16 protein-coding genes are annotated in these 17,373 nt (G+C 73.7%); 6 read left to right on the top strand and 10 right to left on the bottom strand.

The features are described from left to right. The first annotated feature begins 22 nt into the window (after window positions 1–22). On the top strand, window positions 23–2,404 hold the full coding sequence (locus AC07CM_RS19565) for a phosphoketolase family protein (RefSeq protein WP_478877652.1): 2,382 nt from the start codon (window positions 23–25) through the stop codon (window positions 2,402–2,404). 56 nt (window positions 2,405–2,460) lie between these two features. Here AC07CM_RS19565 and AC07CM_RS19560 read toward each other — a convergent pair whose 3' ends face one another. The 3 genes from AC07CM_RS19560 to AC07CM_RS19550 form a co-directional block, all read right to left on the bottom strand. After that, the gene (locus tag AC07CM_RS19560; protein WP_478877651.1) at window positions 2,461–3,111 is read right to left on the bottom strand and encodes a universal stress protein; all 651 of its coding nucleotides are present in this window, start codon (window positions 3,109–3,111) and stop codon (window positions 2,461–2,463) included. Between the two features lie 279 nt (window positions 3,112–3,390). Continuing rightward, the gene (locus AC07CM_RS19555; protein ID WP_478877650.1) at window positions 3,391–3,966 is read right to left on the bottom strand and encodes an Rv1733c family protein; all 576 of its coding nucleotides are present in this window, start codon (window positions 3,964–3,966) and stop codon (window positions 3,391–3,393) included. Between the two features lie 62 nt (window positions 3,967–4,028). After that, window positions 4,029–4,418 (bottom strand): STAS domain-containing protein, encoded by a 390-nt coding sequence (locus AC07CM_RS19550; RefSeq protein WP_478877649.1) that lies wholly within the window; start codon window positions 4,416–4,418, stop codon window positions 4,029–4,031. 242 nt (window positions 4,419–4,660) lie between these two features. Here AC07CM_RS19550 and AC07CM_RS19545 point away from each other — a divergent pair, with 242 nt between their 5' ends. Next, a complete protein-coding gene (locus tag AC07CM_RS19545; RefSeq protein ID WP_478877648.1) occupies window positions 4,661–5,731 on the top strand; it encodes a zinc-dependent alcohol dehydrogenase family protein in 1,071 nt (356 codons plus the stop codon). A 21-nt stretch (window positions 5,732–5,752) separates the two neighbouring features. Here AC07CM_RS19545 and AC07CM_RS19540 read toward each other — a convergent pair whose 3' ends face one another. Next, window positions 5,753–6,208, bottom strand: a complete 456-nt coding sequence (locus tag AC07CM_RS19540; RefSeq protein ID WP_478877647.1) for a pyridoxamine 5'-phosphate oxidase family protein — start codon at window positions 6,206–6,208, stop codon at window positions 5,753–5,755. Between the two features lie 191 nt (window positions 6,209–6,399). Next, entirely contained in the window at window positions 6,400–9,087 is a 2,688-nt protein-coding gene (ppdK, locus tag AC07CM_RS19535) for a pyruvate, phosphate dikinase (protein ID WP_478877646.1), read from the bottom strand. A 204-nt stretch (window positions 9,088–9,291) separates the two neighbouring features. Here ppdK and AC07CM_RS19530 point away from each other — a divergent pair, with 204 nt between their 5' ends. From AC07CM_RS19530 to AC07CM_RS19520, 3 genes are all read left to right on the top strand, one after another. Next, window positions 9,292–11,010: a sensor histidine kinase gene (locus AC07CM_RS19530; protein WP_478877645.1), complete on the top strand. Its 1,719-nt coding sequence runs from the start codon at window positions 9,292–9,294 to the stop codon at window positions 11,008–11,010. 159 nt (window positions 11,011–11,169) lie between these two features. Next, entirely contained in the window at window positions 11,170–11,892 is a 723-nt protein-coding gene (locus AC07CM_RS19525) for a CBS domain-containing protein (protein ID WP_478877644.1), read from the top strand. Between the two features lie 34 nt (window positions 11,893–11,926). Beyond that, a complete protein-coding gene (locus AC07CM_RS19520) occupies window positions 11,927–12,529 on the top strand; it encodes an Rv1733c family protein (RefSeq protein ID WP_478877643.1) in 603 nt (200 codons plus the stop codon). Window positions 12,530–12,640: 111 nt separating this feature from the next. Here AC07CM_RS19520 and AC07CM_RS19515 read toward each other — a convergent pair whose 3' ends face one another. Both AC07CM_RS19515 and AC07CM_RS19510 read right to left on the bottom strand, forming a co-directional pair. Beyond that, window positions 12,641–13,336, bottom strand: a complete 696-nt coding sequence (locus AC07CM_RS19515) for a CBS domain-containing protein (protein WP_478877642.1) — start codon at window positions 13,334–13,336, stop codon at window positions 12,641–12,643. Further along, window positions 13,333–13,791 (bottom strand): Crp/Fnr family transcriptional regulator, encoded by a 459-nt coding sequence (locus AC07CM_RS19510; RefSeq protein ID WP_478877641.1) that lies wholly within the window; start codon window positions 13,789–13,791, stop codon window positions 13,333–13,335. Before AC07CM_RS19510 ends, AC07CM_RS19515 begins: the two co-directional genes overlap by 4 nt. Window positions 13,792–14,373: 582 nt before the next feature. Between AC07CM_RS19510 and AC07CM_RS19505 the strand changes: the two genes are divergently transcribed. Beyond that, window positions 14,374–14,865 carry a CBS domain-containing protein gene (locus AC07CM_RS19505; RefSeq protein ID WP_478877640.1) on the top strand — a complete coding sequence of 164 codons (492 nt, stop codon included), beginning with the start codon at window positions 14,374–14,376 and terminating at the stop codon, window positions 14,863–14,865. Window positions 14,866–14,931: 66 nt separating this feature from the next. Here AC07CM_RS19505 and AC07CM_RS19500 read toward each other — a convergent pair whose 3' ends face one another. From AC07CM_RS19500 to AC07CM_RS19490, 3 genes are all read right to left on the bottom strand, one after another. After that, window positions 14,932–15,339: a DUF6234 family protein gene (locus AC07CM_RS19500; protein WP_478877639.1), complete on the bottom strand. Its 408-nt coding sequence runs from the start codon at window positions 15,337–15,339 to the stop codon at window positions 14,932–14,934. A 95-nt stretch (window positions 15,340–15,434) separates the two neighbouring features. Beyond that, a complete protein-coding gene (locus tag AC07CM_RS19495; RefSeq protein WP_478877638.1) occupies window positions 15,435–16,370 on the bottom strand; it encodes a serine hydrolase in 936 nt (311 codons plus the stop codon). Next, entirely contained in the window at window positions 16,367–17,368 is a 1,002-nt protein-coding gene (locus AC07CM_RS19490; RefSeq protein ID WP_478877637.1) for a LysR family transcriptional regulator, read from the bottom strand. The genes AC07CM_RS19495 and AC07CM_RS19490 overlap by 4 nt, the downstream gene beginning before the upstream one ends. Window positions 17,369–17,373: the final 5 nt, after the last annotated feature.

Here is a 17,373-nt window from a genome sequence, read left to right as displayed (position 1 = left end):
GAAGACGACTCCCGGAGTTCCCATGTCCCAGGACGCCCCTCAGGACGCCACCGCACTCACCGACGAGGAACTGCGCACCCTGGACGCGCACTGGCGCGCCGCCAACTACCTGTCCGTCGGTCAGATCTACCTCATGGCCAACCCCCTGCTGACCGAACCGCTCAGCCCCGAGCACATCAAACCGCGGCTGCTCGGCCACTGGGGCACCTCGCCCGGCCTGAACCTCGTGTACACGCACCTCAACCGCGTGATCAAGGCGCGCGGACTCGACGCCCTGTGCGTCTGGGGTCCGGGACACGGGGGACCGGCGGTGGTCGCCAACTCCTGGCTGGAGGGCAGCTACAGCGAGACGTACCCCGACGTGTCGAGGGACGCGGCCGGCATGGAGCGGCTGTTCCGGCAGTTCTCCTTCCCGGGCGGGGTGCCCAGTCACGTCGCGCCGGAGACCCCCGGCTCGATCCACGAGGGCGGCGAGCTCGGCTACTCCCTCGCACACGCCTACGGCGCCGCGTTCGACAACCCGGACCTGGTGGTCGCCTGTGTGATCGGCGACGGCGAGGCGGAGACCGGGCCGCTGGCCGCCTCCTGGCACTCCAACAAGTTCCTGGACCCGGTCCACGACGGAGCCGTGCTGCCGATCCTGCACCTCAACGGCTACAAGATCGCCAACCCGACCGTGCTGTCCCGGCTTCCCGAGGAGGAACTCGACGCCCTGCTGCGGGGATACGGCCATGAACCCCTGCACGTCACCGGCGACGACCCGGCCGCCGTGCACCGTGCCCTGGCCCGCGCCCTCGACGAGGCGCTGGACCGCATCGCCCTGATGCAGCGCACCGCCCGCGAGGACGGCGTCGGCGAGCGCGTGCACTGGCCGATGATCGTGCTTCGCACCCCGAAGGGCTGGACCGGCCCGGCCGAGGTGGACGGGGTACCCGTCGAGGGCACCTGGCGTGCCCACCAGGTCCCGCTGCCGGGGGTCCGCGAAAACCCGGAACACCTGCGCCAGTTGGAGGAGTGGCTGCGCTCCTACCGGCCGCATGAGCTGTTCGGCCCGGACGGGCGGCCGGGCCCGGACGTCCTCGCCTGCGTCCCCGACGGAGCCAGGCGGCTCGGAGCCACCCCGCACGCCAACGGCGGCCTGCTCGTCCGCGAGCTCCCCATGCCCGCCCTCGAGACCTTCGCGGTCCCCGTCGACAAGCCGGGCACCACACTGCACGAACCCACCCGGGTGCTCGGCGCGCTCCTCGAACAGATCATGAAGGACACCCGGCAGCGCCGGGACTTCCGCCTCGTCGGACCGGACGAGACCGCCTCCAACCGGCTGCAGGCCGTCTACGACGCCAGCGGAAAGGCCTGGCAGGCCGCGACGCTCCCGGTCGACGAACACCTGGACCGGCACGGCAGGGTCCTGGAGATCCTGTCCGAACACCTCTGCCAGGGCTGGCTGGAGGGCTATCTGCTCACCGGACGGCACGGACTGTTCTCCTGCTACGAGGCGTTCGTGCACATCGTCGACTCGATGGTCAACCAGCACATCAAGTGGCTGAAGACCTCGCGCCGGCTGCCCTGGCGGGCCCCCGTCGCCTCGCTCAACTACCTGCTCACCTCACACGTGTGGCGCCAGGACCACAACGGCTTCTCGCACCAGGACCCCGGTTTCGTCGACCACGTCCTCAACAAGAGCCCAGAGGTGGTACGCGTCTACCTGCCGCCGGACGCCAACACCCTGCTGTCCGTGGCCGACCACGTCCTGCGCAGCCGCGACTACGTCAACGTGGTCGTGGCCGGCAAGCAGCCGTGCTTCGACTGGCTGTCCCTGGAGCAGGCCCGCGTCCACTGCGCGCGCGGTGCCGGGATCTGGGACTGGGCCGGCACGGAGAACGGCGGCGAACCCGACGTGGTCCTCGCCTGCGCCGGAGACGTCCCCACGCAGGAGGTGCTGGCCGCCGCGCAGTTGCTGCGCCGGCACCTGCCAGGGCTGGCGGTGCGGGTGGTCAACGTGGTCGACATGACCCGGCTGCTGCCGCACGAGGCACACCCGCACGGCATGACCGACTTCGAGTACGACGGTCTCTTCACGGCCGACAAACCGGTGATCTTCGCATACCACGGCTACCCGTGGCTGGTCCACCGCCTCGCCTACGCCCGCACCGGACACCGGAACCTGCACGTCCGCGGCTACAAGGAGTCCGGCACCACGACCACCCCGTTCGACATGGTCGTGCGCAACGACCTCGACCGCTACCGCCTCGTCATGGACGTCATCGACCGTGTGCCCGGCCTCGCGGTGCGCGCCGCCGCCGTACGCCAGGCCATGGCCGACGCCCGCACCCGCCACGACGCCTGGATCCGCGCCCACGGCACCGACCTGCCCGAGGTCGCGGACTGGAGCTGGAACAGCTGACCGTGTCGTGACGGACACCTGCCGGCGCAGCGCCCGCGCCGCACCTCGCGCGGGCGCTACGCCGGTACGACGGCGACCGGGCAGGCGGCCGCGTCCAGCACGGCCCGCACGGTGGGCCCGGGCGCGGCGCCCGTGTGCAGCCCCACCACCAGGAGATCGGCGTTCGCCGTCCAGTGCAGCAGCGCCTCGGCGGGCGGCAGCAGCAGCACGTCCTCGAGGACGCGCACACCCTGGTACTTGTCGCGCCACGGTCGCAGCACGTCGGCCAGCAGTTGCACTTCCTGGTCCTCCCAGGCCCCGCGGTCCTCCTCCGGGACCGCGAAGGGCAGCTCGCGGGCTTGTGGAGGCAGTGACCAGGCGTGCACGGCGTGCAGGGGCATGGCGCGGACCTGTGCGCTGTCGAAGGCGAAGCCGATCGGGGCGCTCGCCGGGTCGTGGGCGTCCACGCCCAGCACCACCCGGTCGGCGCAGCGCCGGGCGGGAGCGCGCGGGACGAGGACCACGGGGCCCTCGGCGTCCACCCCGAAGGAGGTGCGGACCGTGCCGGGGCCCTGCCGGTGCAGGGTGCGGACGATCAGTTCCGTCTCTCCTCCGGCCCGGCTGCGCCGTCCGGAGGTGACTTCCAGTGGCAGACCGCGCAGCAGCACTTCCTGCACGGCCCAGTCGGCCGCGGCCCTGTCCGCGCTGGCAAGAATCACTCGCTCCATGACGGTCCACCTCTCCGGCAGAGGGGACAGGCACCGGCCGAGTCCGGGCCCCTGGTCCGGTTCGTACTCTGCCGTGACCGTCCTCGGCGCGTCAGAGGCCGAACGGCCCCGCCGACCGGCAAGTGGCACCTCCCGCCGGACGCCGCGTGCGCGGCGCCCGGCCCGTCCGGGCGGTACGGAAGCCGCCGCGTCCGGCCGGTCCAGAGCGCGGTCGATGCCGGCTTGGAGCCGGTCGGCCCTGCCCGGGGACGACCGGCACGGGTGCGGCGTGCCACCGGATCAACCCGTCCGGTGCCCCCAGCGGGGACCCACCAGGCCCCACTCCCGGTCCCAGCGGTCCAGGCGGCGCCGGTCGAGCCGTGCCCGGGCGACGGCTCCCGCGACGCAGGCCGGAGCGGCGACGGCCAGGGCCGCCGCGGCGCCGAAGAACCCGGCCTCCACGGCACCCTCCAGCCGGCCGGTCGGCTGCGTGGCGGCGAGCAGGCCCCGGTCGTCCTGCCAGACCACCACACGGGCACCGGCCCTCAGGTCGCCGTCGACCGGCGTCCGCCCGGTCCGGGACGTGCCGTCGGGTGCCGTCCAGCGCACCGGCGCCCGGACCCGGCCGCCGGTCGACCAGGCCGCCGTGGCGTCTCGGGGCGCGTCGGCGAGCAGGACGGCCGTCGCCGGGTGCCGGTGGGCGCGCTGCCGCGCGAACTCGCTCTCCGCGGCGCGGGCCGTCAGCAGCGCGGCGACCCCTCCGCCGATCACGACGACGATCCACACGGCCAGCACGATCCAGGCCTCGACGACGTCCTCGCGCCGGCGCAGCGGATTTCTGCGCCACCGCCACAGCCGCTTCCTCGCCCCCGTCATGCGGCACCTCCTTGCGGTGGTGACAGCTCGGCCAGGGCGCGCCCGCCGGTGCGCCGCCGGGGCTACGGGAGCCGCGGAAGCACCTCGAAGACCTCGGACAGACCCGTGACGCGCAGGATCAGCAGCAACCGCGCGCTGTCGGCGACCAGCCGCAGCCGGCCGCGCCGGGCCAGCGCCCGGTTGCGGGCCCGGCACAGGACGCCGAGCCCGGCACAGTCGATGAAGGCGACCGGCCGCAGGTCGAGCACCAGGTCGGGCTGCGCATGCTCGGTGAGTGCGTCGAGCCGCTCCGACAGCGCGGCCGTGGTCAGCAGGTCGATCTCGCCGTACAGCGGTACGACGGTCGCTCCGCCCGGCGCGCCTTCCGTGGCCGGCGTGGCCGGTCCCGCGCGGTCCTCGGCCACGAAGCCCGGCCGGTACCCGTCCAGGGGGCTCGTGCGGTTCTCGGACATGCGCAAAGCCAACCGGTGCCCCCCGGCCTCCCGGAAGGGCCGATCGGCCCCCGTCAGAGGTCCGTCCGGGGCACTCGGCCCCGTTACCGGACGTCGGGACCATGGGCACCGTCCGGCCGGCGAGCAGGGCCCAACGGCCCAAGCGGAGCGCTTCGGGCAGCGGACACGCTGAACTCGCGGGCGGGTTCCGGACCGTGCCGCCGGCCGGGCCCCGCGTCATACCGGAGAGGGTGAGGAGCGCGATGAAAGGCTTCGTCTTCCACGGCCCCGGACAGTCCTCCTGGCAGGACGTCCCGGACCCCGCGATCAAGGAACCCACCGACGCGATCGTGAAGGTCGGCGCGGTCACCATCTGCGGGACCGACCTGCACATCCTCAAGGGCGACGTGCCCGAGGTGCGCCCCGGTACGGTGCTGGGCCACGAGGCCGTGGGCGAGATCGTCGAGGTCGGCAGCGACGTGCGCACCGTACGGCCCGGAGACCGGGTGCTGGTCTCCTGCATCACCTCCTGCGGCCGGTGCCGCTTCTGCCGGGACCGCAGCTACGGTCAGTGCCGGGGCGGCGGAGGCTGGATCCTCGGCCACCTGATCGACGGCACCCAGGCCGAGTACGTCCGCGTCCCCTACGCCGACCTGTCCGTCCACCCGCTGCCCGGCACCGTCCGCAACGAGGACGCCGTCCTGCTCGCGGACATCTTCCCGACCTCCTACGAGGTGGGCGTCCTCAACGGGCGGGTACGCCCCGGCGACACCGTGGCCATCGTCGGCGCCGGCCCCATCGGGCTCGCGGCGATCGCCACGGCCCGCCTGTTCGCGCCCGAGCGGATCATCGCGGTGGACCTGACCCCGGCCCGCCTCGAGGCCGCGCGACGGCTCGGCGCCGACGCCGTGGCCGACGTCCACGAGGCGCCCCGCCAGCTGGTCGCCGACCTGACGGACGAGCTCGGCGCGGACGTGGTCATCGAGGCGGTCGGCGTACCGGAGAGTTTCGAGCTGTGCACCCGCATGGTCCGTCCGGGCGGACACGTGGCGAACGTCGGCGTGCACGGCAGGCCGGCCACGCTGCACCTCGAAGACCTGTGGATCAAGAACGTGACGATCACCACCGGCCTCGTGGACACGTACTCGACGCCCACGTTGCTGCGGATGGCCGCCGCGGGACGGCTGCCGACCCGCCAACTGGTCACCCACACCTTCCCGCTGAACCACATGGAGGAGGCCTACGACGTCTTCTCCAAAGCCGCCGAGACCGGCGCCCTCAAGGTCGTCCTCGGCGAGGAGCAGCACGCAGAGCTGGCCGTTCCCGCTGCCTGAGAAGAAGGGCCGGCACGGCGCTCAGGCGGACCCGCCCGGCGTGCCGCCCGTCTCGGTCAGGAGGACCCCCGTGACCAGATCGGGACGGATGCGCACCGCCTGGTCCATGCCCTGTTGCGGTGCCCAGGGCTCCAACAGCCCCCGGATCCGCATCAGTTCGTCCGGGTCGGTGACCAGGCGGGCGTAGCCCGTGACCACCACGCTCCAGCCGAGGTGCGTGACCGGGTCGATGGCGTCGGCCTCGTAGGCGACGACGACACCGGCACCGTCGGCCGCCTGCGCCTGGGAGGTCAGGGCCGCGCCCTCGTGGGTGCGGATGACGATGTCGCCGCCGTCCAGCACATGGTTGACCGGGCGGACCGTGGGCAGCGCCTGCCGGGTGAAGACGAGCCTGCCCAGGGACACACCGGCCAGCAGCCGCAGAGCCTCGGCACGGTCGAGGTCGACGCGCCGTCGTGTCGGGTCGTTACGGATCATGGCCGGCTTCTTCGGGAGTGTGTCGCTTCCACTCGCCGGGTGCCGCGTCACCGTGGACGCCGGGGCGAGTACGTGCGGAGCGACACCGCGGGGGATCGGTGCCGCTCCTGGTCCCACTGTGTCGTACGGCGCGGGGCCACCCCAGTGCCGTTCGGCCCTCGGCGCAGGGCCGTCGGGCCCTCCCACGGCGGTCATGTGCCGTCGCAGGTGCCGAGGCCGTCCAGGGTCGCCCGGCCGGCCTCCAGCCGTGCCACCGGCACCCGGAACGGCGAGCAGGAGACGTAGTCCAGACCGGCCGCGTGGAAGAAGCGGATCGACTCCGGGTCGCCGCCGTGCTCGCCGCACACGCCGATCTGCAGGTCGGGGCGCGCGGCACGGCCCTCCTCGACGGCGATCCGGACCAGCCGGCCCACGCCCTCGCGGTCGAGCGTCTCGAACGGGGACCCGGCGAAGACGCCCTTGTCGAGGTACGCCGAGAAGAACGCGGCCTCCACGTCGTCGCGCGAGAAGCCCCACGTGGTCTGGGTGAGGTCGTTGGTGCCGAAGGAGAAGAACTCCGCCTCCTCCGCGATCCGGCCCGCCGTGAGCGCGGCCCGCGGCAGCTCGATCATCGTGCCGACCGGGCAGTGCACCGGCACGCCGGTCTCCTCGCCGACCTCGGCGAGCACCCGGCCCACCTCCGCGCGGGCGAGCCGCAGTTCCTCGACCGCGCCGACGAGCGGCACCATGATCTCCGCCCGTGGCGAGCCCCCGGCACGGGTACGCTCGACCACCGCCTCGGCGACCGCCCGCACCTGCATCGCCACCAGACCCGGCACGACGAGCCCCAGCCGGACGCCACGCAGGCCGAGCATCGGATTCTCCTCGTGCATCCGGTTCACCGCCGCCAGCAACTCCACGTCGTGAGCGTCCGGTTGCCCGCCCGCCGCCTCGGCGGCGGCGATGCGCACGGCCAGGCCCATGCGGTCGGGCAGGAACTCGTGCAGGGGCGGGTCCAGCAGTCGGACGGTGACCGGCAGGCCGTCCATCGCCTCCAGGATGCCCGTGAAGTCCCGCCGCTGGAGCGGCAGCAGAGCCGCCAGCGCCCGCTCGCGCCCGGCGTCCGTGTGGGCCAGGATCATCTCCTCGACCAGCTTGCGCCGTTCACCGAGGAACATGTGCTCGGTGCGGCACAGCCCGATGCCCTGCGCCCCGAACCGCCGGGCGCGCGCGGCGTCCTCGGGGGTGTCCGCGTTGGCCCGCACCTCCAGCCGCCGTACCTCGTCGGCGTGTTCCAGACCGCGGGCTACCGCGGCGACGGCGCTGCACGACTGTTCTCCGGTCTCCAGGTAGCGCATGGTCGCCGAGGCGGTCAGCGGAGCCGCCCCGGGATACACGGCACCCGTGGAGCCGTCCACGGAGATGACGGTGCCCTCCTCGACGACCGTGCCGTCCCGGGCGGTGAAGCACCGGTCCCCGGTGCTCACGGTGATGTCCTGGGCACCGCACACACAGACCCTGCCCATGCCGCGCGCGACGACCGCGGCGTGGCTGGTCTTGCCGCCCCGGCCGGTGAGCACTGCCTGAGCGGCGACCATTCCGGGCAGGTCCTCGGGTGTCGTCTCCTCCCGGACGAGCACCACCCGCTCGCCCGCGGCGGCGCGCCGTACCGCCTCCGCAGAGTCGAACACGGCCGCGCCGACCGCCGCGCCCGGCGACGCCGGAACGCCGTGGGCGAGCGCCTCGCCGGTCGCGGCGGTGTCGAAGCGGGGGAACATCAGGCTCGCCAGCCCGTCGCCGCTCACCCGGGCAAGCGCCTCGTCGGAGGTGATCAGTCCCTCCTCGACCAGCTCGGCCGCGATCGCGAACGCGGCCTGCGCGGTCCGCTTGCCCACCCGGGTCTGCAGCATCCACAGCGTCCCGCGCTCGATGGTGAACTCGATGTCGCACAGGTCCCGGTAGTGCCGCTCCAGCGTCGCCGAGCGGTCGCGCAGACGGCGGTACGAGGCGGCGTCCAGCCGCGCCAGTGCGGCGAGGGGCACGGTGTCGCGGACACCGGCGACGACGTCCTCGCCCTGCGCGTTCGGCAGGTAGTCGCCGTAGAGGCCGGGGCGGCCGGTGGCCGGATCGCGGGTGAAGGCGACTCCGCTGCCGGAGTCGGGACCGAGGTTGCCGAACACCATGCGCTGCACGGTGACCGCCGTGCCCAGGTCGTCCGGGATGTGCTCGCGCCGCCGGTAGATCCGGGCCCGCTCGGAGTTCCAGGACCGGAACACGGCGAGGATCGCCTGTTGCAACTGCTGGGCGGGGGACTGCGGGAAGAAGCGGCCCGTCTCGTCCTGGATCAGCCGCTTGTACGCCTCCACGAGCCAGGCGAGGTCGTCCGCGTCCAGGTGCAGATCGTCGGGTGCGCCACGGGCCTCCCGCAGGCCGGTCATGGCCCGGTCGAACAGGGCCGGGTCGACCCCCATCACCGTGCTGCCGAACATCTGGACGAGCCGGCGATAGGAGTCCCAGGCGAAGCGATCGCTGCCGGACGTCTTGGCGAGTCCCGCCACGGAGGCGTCGTTCAGGCCGATGTCCAGGACCGTCTCCATCATCCCGGGCATCGAGAACCGGGCCCCGGAGCGTACGGACACCAGCAGCGGATCGTCCGGAAGGCCCAGCAGCCGCCCGTCGGCGGTCTCCAGCGCCGACAGATGGCGGGAGACCTCGGCGGCCAGGCCCTCCGGCTCCTCGCCGGTGGCCAGGAAGGCGCCGCAGGCCTCGGTGGTGACCGTGAACCCGGGCGGTACCGGCAGGCCGAGCCGGGTCATCTCCGCCAGGTTCGCGCCCTTGCCGCCGAGCAGGTCGGCGAGGTCCCGGCCGCCGTCCTGGAAGTCGTACACGAAACGGGCCATCACGCCACTCCTCGGCTCGCGGTCCCGGTACGGCTCCAGCGTCCGCCCGGCCGGGACCTCGGGGGAGGTGCTCTCGGTCCCCGCGGGTGGGCCGACCGGCCCACGCCGGCGGCGCGATCGCATACCGTCCCGCGCCGGAGACGGATAACGTGGCATATGACCCGCCGGTTCTGAGCCATGTGCCGTCGGGCGCTGGAGGGCGTGGTGACCGGTGCGGAGGAGTCCCGTGTACAGCTGCCGCAGCTGAGGCTGGACGAACTGCTTGAGGAGCTGCAGGCCCGGCTCGACGCGGCCCGTGGCACCCGGGACCGGGTGCACAGCCTGCTGGAGGCGGTGCTCTCCGTCGGGCGGGAACTCGACCTGGAACAGGCCCTGCACTCCATCGTGGACGCGGCGGCGGTCCTGGTGGACGCCGAGTACGCCGCCCTCGGCGTCATCGGACCCGACGGCAAGACCCTGTCGGCGTTCCACACGGTGGGTGTGACCGAGGAGCAGATCGCTCGGATCGGGCCGTTTCCGGAGGGGCACGGCATTCTCGGTGAGCTGATCCGTCGTCCGGAGCCGTTGCGGCTGGCGAAGTTGTCCGAGCATCCGGCGTCGTACGGTTTTCCGGCCAACCATCCGCCGATGAACAGTTTTCTCGGGGTGCCGATCCGGGTGCGGGAGCAGGTGTTCGGCAATCTGTATCTGACCGAGAAGCGTGGGGGTGCGCAGTTCGACGAGGAGGACGAGGCGGTGCTGTCCACGCTCGCCGTGGCGGCCGGGGTGGCGATCGACAACGCCCGTCTGTACGAGGAGTCCCGCCTGCGCGAGCGCTGGCTGTGGGCGAACGCGGAGATCACCCACAGCCTGATGTCCGGCGGCGAGCGCGCCGAGGTCCTGGACCTGATCGCCGAACGGGCCCGGGAGATCACTGGCTCGGCCCTGGCCGCGGTCGCGATGCCCCTGGAAGGCAGCGGTTCGCTCAACGTGGAGATCGCCGTCGGAGTGGACGCCGAGGCACACCGCGGACTGGTGCTGCCCCTGGACGAAACCCTGATGGGACTGGCGTTCTCCGCGGCCGCCCCGGTCACCAGCGACGACGTCGCCCACGACCAGCGGGTCTCTCCCGAACCCCCGCGCTTCCACGGCCTCGGCCCCGCCGTCGCCGTCCCCATCGGCACCGGTGCGGGCGGTGTGCGAGGAGTGGTGCTGCTGGCACGGGAGACCAGCCGGCCGCTGTTCTCGGGCAAGGAGACCGAGATGCTCCAGGGTTTCGCCGCGCAGGCCGCAATCGCGATGGAGCTGGCCGCGCGAAGGCAGGACGCCGAGCAGATCGCGCTGCTCGAGGACCGGGACCGGATCGCCCGGGACCTGCACGACCTGGCCATCCAGCGGCTGTTCGCCACCGGTATGACCCTGCAGAGCGCGGGCCGTTTCATCGAGCACCAGGAGGCCGCCGAGCGGGTGCTGCGGGCCGTGGACGACCTCGACGAGACCATCAAGATCATCCGGTCGGCCATCTTCGGGCTGCGGGCGCGCGACGGTGTCACCGGCAGCGGGTTGCGGGCCAGAGTCGTCCGGGTGGCGGGCGAGGCCGCCCCGGTGCTGGGCTTCGCCCCCTCCCTGCGCATGGAGGGACTGCTGGACACCGACGTGCCGCGCGACATCGCCGACCATGTCGTCGCCGTACTCTCCGAGGCCCTCACCAACATCGCCCGGCACTCCGGCGCCGACCGCGCCGACGTGCTGCTGACGACCGACGGCCGAGAGGTGAGCCTGAAGGTCACCGACAACGGACTCGGCATTCCGCCCGACGGCCGCCGCAGCGGGCTGCGCAACCTGGCCGAGCGGGCCGAACAACTCGGCGGACGGCTCGCGGTGACCGCCGCCGACGGTGGCGGCGCTGCCCTGGACTGGCGGGTCCCCCTGCCCCCGGCGTAGGTGTCGCGGAGGCCAGGGCCTCTTTCGGGACAGGGGCCGGAGCGCCCCGCCGGTGCCGCCGTAGGGCCCTGGGACGGGCCACTCGGCCCCTGTCCCGGAAGGGGCCCCGGCCGCAGGCTGAAGGTGTCCCCTGCGGCACCCGAGTCCCTGGAGGGCGCCATGGACGGCACCCCGACCGTCGTGAACGACGTCATGACCGGCACGGTCGTCGCCCTGCGCACGGGTGCGGCCTTCAAGGACATCGTGCGGACCATGCGCGAGTGGCGGGTCAGCGCTCTGCCGGTGCTGGACGCCGGCGGACGCGTCGTCGGTGTCGTCTCGGAGGCCGATCTGCTGCCCAAGGAGGAGTACGGCGAGGGAGACCTCGACCGGGACGGGCAGGTCCGGCGGTTCGCCGAGGTCCGCAAGGCGGACGCGGTGACCGCGGGGGAACTGATGACCGCACCGGCCGTCACCGTGTCCCCCGACGCCACTCTCGGGCACGCCGCCCGCGTCATGGCGCGCCACCGGGTCAAGCGGCTGCCGGTCGTCGCCCCCGACGGCACCCTGAAGGGCATCGTCAGCCGCTCGGACCTGCTGAGCGTCTTCCTGCGGGACGACACGGACATCGCCGAGGAGGTCCGGCGGGACGTCGTCGTACGGCTCTTCGGCACCCACGCGGCGGCCGTCCGTATCGAGGTGCACGATGGAGTCGTGACGCTCACGGGCCGGGTCCACGAAACGGCTCTGGTACCGCTCGCCGCCCGCCTCGCACGGGCCGTGGCCGGCGTGGTGGACGTGCGCTGCGCACTGTCCGGTCCGCCCCGTCACCCGGACCTCGACCCGGACCTTCCGGACCTCGACCCGGACCTTCCGGACGCCGAGCGGGCCCGCCGCAGCTGACGGGCGGCCCGGCACGCGAGAGGAGGCGGCGACCATGACAGGGACACCTCCCACGACGGTCACACGGACGAGGCTGTGGCGGTGGCGGCGCAACACCCTCAAGCGGCACAGCGACGTGGTCGAGGCCTGGATCGTGCTCGTCACCTGGATCCTCGCCGTGGTGGGCGGAGTCCTCGCGGGCCAGGCCGCGGCCCACTCCATGGACTCGGCCTTCGCGGCGCGCAGGGCCGACGTGCACGCCGTGTCCGCCGTCCTCACCGACGGCGCGGTGAAGACGCCGCCCGCCGGCAGCGGGTACGACGACGGCCGGGTCTGGGCCCCCGTGCGCTGGACGGCCGCGGACGGCTCCGTGCACACGGACCGGGCGAAGGTCTTCCCGGGCGCCCCCGCGGGCACCCGGATCACGGTGTGGAGCAACGGCGCGGGCCGCCTCGTCTCGCCTCCCGCCACCACGACCGAGGCCCTGCTGCAGACGGTCCTGGCCGGCGTGCTCGTCGCGCAGGCCGCCGGTACGGCCGTCTGGGCCGGAGGCCGGCTGGTGCGCGCCCGGCTCGTCCGGCGGCGGATGGCCGAATGGGGCGAGGAGTGGAAGCGGATCGGGCCCGAGTGGCGGAACCTGAGCGGGGGGAGGGGCTGAGCACCTGAGCGGGGGAATGCGGGGCGGAAAGCGGGGGGAGGGGCCGAGCACCGGAGCGGCCCCGAAACGTGCCGGAGACCCACTCCGCTTCACTCCGCGAGCGCGCCGGACTCACTCCGCGGCGGCCGCCGTGAGCCGGCAGTCCACGTCCACCACGCCCTCGACGCTGTGGACCATGCGGACGGCCAGCGGGATCGTGTCGGGATCACCGACCCGTCCGGTCAGGGTGGCGACACCTTCGCGGACCATGACGTGCACGGGAACGACCGGAGCCGGGAAGAGGACGTCGACGACGTCGCGCCGGATCTCGTCGGCGAGTTCGTCGTCCGTGCGCAGGAACACCTTGAGCAGGTCCCCGCGGCTCACCACGCCCTCGAGCAGACCCTCGGCGTTCACCACGGGCAGCCGCTTGACATGCCGCATCGCCATGATCCGCGCGGCCTCGGCGAGCGTGGCCTCGCCGCGGACGGTCACGGCCGGCGTGCTCATCAGCTCCTCGGCGGTCACCGCCCCGGCCTTGGCCAGGTCGGCCGGCCGACGCAGCTGGGTGAGCAGGTCCGGAACGCCCTCCCGGAACTCCTCCTTGGGCAGCAGGTCCGCCTCGGACACCAGCCCGATCACCCGGCCGTCGCCCTCCAGCACCGGCAGTGCGCTGACGTTCCACTGCTCCATGCGTTCGACCATGTCCCTGAACAGTGCCCTGCGGCCCACCGCGACGGCGGCGCGGGTCATCACGTCGCTCACCCGGTACGGGCTGCCGTGGGTGATCTCCTCGGCGGACCGGCGCGGCCGGGAGGTGGCGGTCATGCCAGGCCGCCGCTGCCGTAGGGGGCGTACAGGTCGAGCAGCCGGACGCGGGAGGCGTGCAGCCGCTGGGCGACCACACGGCCGACCCAGACCGCGATGGCGCGGCCGAACTCCGGGTCCTGCTCGCACACCACCCGGACGGCGTCGGCGTCGAACTCCCAGGCCCGCACGGGGCTCATCGCCTCGGCGCCCAGATGCCAGATGTGCGGCGGGAAGTGCCAGGACCAGCCGACGAGTTCGCCGTGTCCGAGCGACTCGATGACGGCCGGACGGCGGCCGGGCACGTGCAGGTCGAGAGCGACGGTTCCGGTGCGGACGATCCAGAAGCGGTCGGCGCGCCGGCCCTCCTCGAACAGACGAGTGCCGGCCTCGAAGGAGACCTCACGGGCGAGATTCATCAGCCGTTCGCGGTACACGGGCTCCAGCGCCGTGGTCATGGTGGTGGCGGAGGTCATCGCACCGGCTCCCTTCATGGTGGGTGCTCCCAGCGTGCGCGGGCCCGGGCCCAGGCACCACGGGCCGCCCGGACCCGGCCGGGGGTCCTTCGGCCCAAGCGCACGGGGGTGTCGCACCGGGAGCGTCCGGTGTGTGCGGCGATGACGTCCGCGCCGTCCGTGCCGTCTTCGCGATCGGAGATCCGTCCCCATCCGGCGCGGCGGCAGGTGCGGCCTCGCACGAGGCCGGGGCACGGCAGGACGGGAAGGGCGCCACCCGCTTCTCGCGGATCCGGATTGCGCGGTGCGCGGCTGCCGGCCGCTTCCCCGCGTCTGCTGGGGTCCTTCCCGCCACTACCAGCACACCACGGAAACCGCCGGCCCACCAGAGGCGGGGTCGGCTCCGATCCGGCGACCGGTGGTCGCCCCGTCAGGCCCAGCACGGGACGAGGGCCCAACGGCCCTCCGCGTTGGCCTCACCGGCTCATGACGTGGTGCACGATCCGCACCAGCGTGAGGAGCGGAGACCTCGGAGCCCGCGGGGACCCGCCCGGCCGCCCGGGCACTCGAGATCGACTCGGCCGTCGAGCGCGGGAGGCTGCCGTGGACGAGAGGCTTTCGGTGCGCGCCCTGATGGACGAGGCGCCGTACGCGATCAGTGAGGACGAGACGCTGCTGATGGCCTGGGAGGTCGTCGAGCGGTCGGGACAGCGGCATCTGCCGGTGGTCCGCCAGGACGGCTGCTGCGCCGGTGTGCTGGACCGCGCCGAGCTGGCCGTGGCCTGCGCGGCCCCCGCGGCGACGCTGTCCCGCGGCAGGGTGCGAGACCTCGTGCACGGGCGCCGCACGGTCACGGTCCACCCGGAGGAGTCGTCGCTGCGCGCGGCGGCCGTGATGACGGAGGAGCACATCGACGCGCTGCCGGTGACCGATCCGCACGGACAACTGGCCGGGCTGCTCACGGCACAGCACTACGTGGCCGCAGCCGCCGGTCTGCACCGGCGCACCGGCCCGGAGGCGCCGCGCCCGCGTGCCACGCTGGCCGGACTGCCGCCCCGCCACAGGCGACGCGAGTACGGCATTCCCATCCCGTAGGCGGACCGGCGGCCACCCGCACCGGCGGTCACCTTCCCCTCGGCACCTCTCGACGCCCCGGGGCCGCTACCCGTGGACGCCGCCGTGCCGGGCCATCTGAGCCCCTGCCACGGCCACGATCACCACCACGAAGCCGGCCAGCACCTGCACGCACGTACCGACCACGGCACGCAGCCTGTACAGCAGCGGAGCGGTGAGTACGACGACACCGCCCGCGATGCCGACGTACAGCCAGTTCGGGGTGAGGTCGACGTGGGAGTTGTCGGCGCCCGGGTCGAAGGGCTGCCAGCCGTCGTAGTCGATGCTCAGCAGGAGGGTCGCCAGGGCGGCGAGCGTGTCCACGATGAGCAGGACGAGGGCGAGCGCGATGTCGGCGGCAGGATGCAGCCACCGGCTCGGTGCGGGCTGCGGGGGAAGCACGTTCGGGCCGCCGAAGCGGGGAAGCGGGGCGGGCCACTGGGTGGGATCGGTCATGGACCAAGCTTCCCGGCGTGCGCGGCACCGCGTCCTGAGCATGCCGACCCCGCCTCTGAGTACGCGTACTCAGAACCTCGCGCGGGGCTGCCGCCTCAGCGGCGCAGCGCCTCGAACGCCTGCCGTGCGCCGATCCCGATCGCCAGGTCGATGTCCGGTGCCAGCCCGGCCCGCCGGTCGGCGCGGGTGAGCGCGGCCATGGCCACCCGGTCGCCGGAGCCCGCCTCCACCACGCCGATCTCGTGCCGCAGGTGCAGGAAGGTGCCCGTCTTGCCGCTCCACCGCAGGGTGTCCGCGCGCAGTTCGCTCGCCAGCCGCTGGGTGAAGACCTGGCAGCCCATCAACCGGCGCAGCTCGGCCGTGGCCGGGGGACGGGAGATCTCGTCCCGCCACACCCGCTGCAACAGGTCCACCAGGGCCGAGGCCGAGCCGAGGTTGGCGTGGGCCGGGTCCAGGGTCTCGATGGTGTGCCGTCCCGCACGCTCGTCCCGGACTGCCAGTTCCAGGGCGAGCGAGAAGTCGTTGCCCGCGGCTCCGGCCGCGCACTCGTACATGTGGTTCATCCGGTGCCGCACCCGTACGCCCCCGCATCCCCACGCGTGCAGGGCGGCCTCGACGTCCGCCGCCGGCACCAGGTCGAACAGCGCGTCGGCGGCCGCGTTGTCGCTGACCGACAGCGTCATCAGCAGCAGGTCGCCGACGGCCACGGTGGCCGGATGCCGGAACGCGGCGAGCCCGGTGGGGCCGACGCTGCTCGCGGCCGGGTCGACCGTCACCGGGTGCGCCGGGTCGAGTTCCCCGGCCGCGATCCGGTCCAGCACGACCAGGGCGAGCGGGACCTTCACCACCGAGGCGAGGGGTATCGACTCGTCCACGTCGAAGCCGAGTTGCTCGCCCGAGTCGAGGTTCCGGGCGAGGAACGAGCCGCGCACGCCGAGGGCCGCCCAGTCCCGTGCGATCGCGTCGGCGACGTCGACGAGGACGCCGTCGGCGGCGACGTGGGCCGGGCGGTACACCGCTTCCCCGCTCATCCGCGTGCCGCCAGCCGTGCCGGTGCGTCCCCGCCCGCGGCCGCGGGCGGCCTCCCGCGCCGTGCGGCGCCCGCGGCACCGGCCGCCGCCGACAGGACCTCGACCAGCCAGCCCGGTGTGTCCACCGCGCCCCGCCGGCGCCGGGTCGCGGCCACGTCGTACCCCCGGTGCAGCGAGGCGTCGGCCAGCGGCGCCCACCGCGCCCCGTGCTGCAGGGCGAACGGCTCGGCGCACAACAGGTGCGCCCGGCCGGTCAGGGTCTCGGCGAGCGCGGTCGCCGGCGGTCCGGCCCGCCGCACCAGGCCCTCCGGCAGGCCGGCCCGCGCGGTCGCACGGCTCAACCTGTCCCGCGCGTACGGCACCTCGTCCTCCGGCAGGGTCAGGATCGGCTGTGCGGCGGGCTGTTCACCGGTCGCGGCGCGGCTGCGGCGCGGCCTCAGGTCCTCCAGATGGACCGCGCGCCGGCGGTCCCCGCTCCCCGTGCCGGCCTCCGGTGCCCCGGCGTCGCCCGGCGGAGCGGACGCCAGGCCGAGCGGAACACGGAACATGGCGTGCTCCGGCGGGACCCGCAGCAGCGCGTGGGCGAGCGAGCCGTCGGCCAGCCCGGCGTCCCGCTCCCGCGGCGGCAGTTCGCGCATGCCGAGCGTGATCCCGCGTTCGGTGCCGGCGCGGATGACGCGGGCCAGCGCCACGGGCGGACAGTCCATGGGCACCCCCACCGCACGCACCTGCGCCCGGCGGGCCGACCGGGCGACCTGCCCGAGCCGCTGGGCCCGGTCCAGCACGTCCTGCGCGTACGGAAGCAGCAGCAGGCCCAGCTCCGTCGTCGTGACCTGCCGCCGCGAGCGGTCGAACAACAGGCCGCCGAAGTGGGCCTCCAGTGTCTTGATACGACGGCTCAGCAGCGGCTGGGCGATCCCGAGCCGGTCGGCCGCGCGCGAGAAGTTCGACTCGTCGACGGTCGCGACGTACGCCTCGAGGTGAGCGAGGAGATCCATCCAGC

The sequence above is a fragment of the Streptomyces sp. NPDC044061 genome, from assembly GCF_056434305.1.
This window is presented reverse-complemented; position numbering and strand designations above follow the sequence as displayed.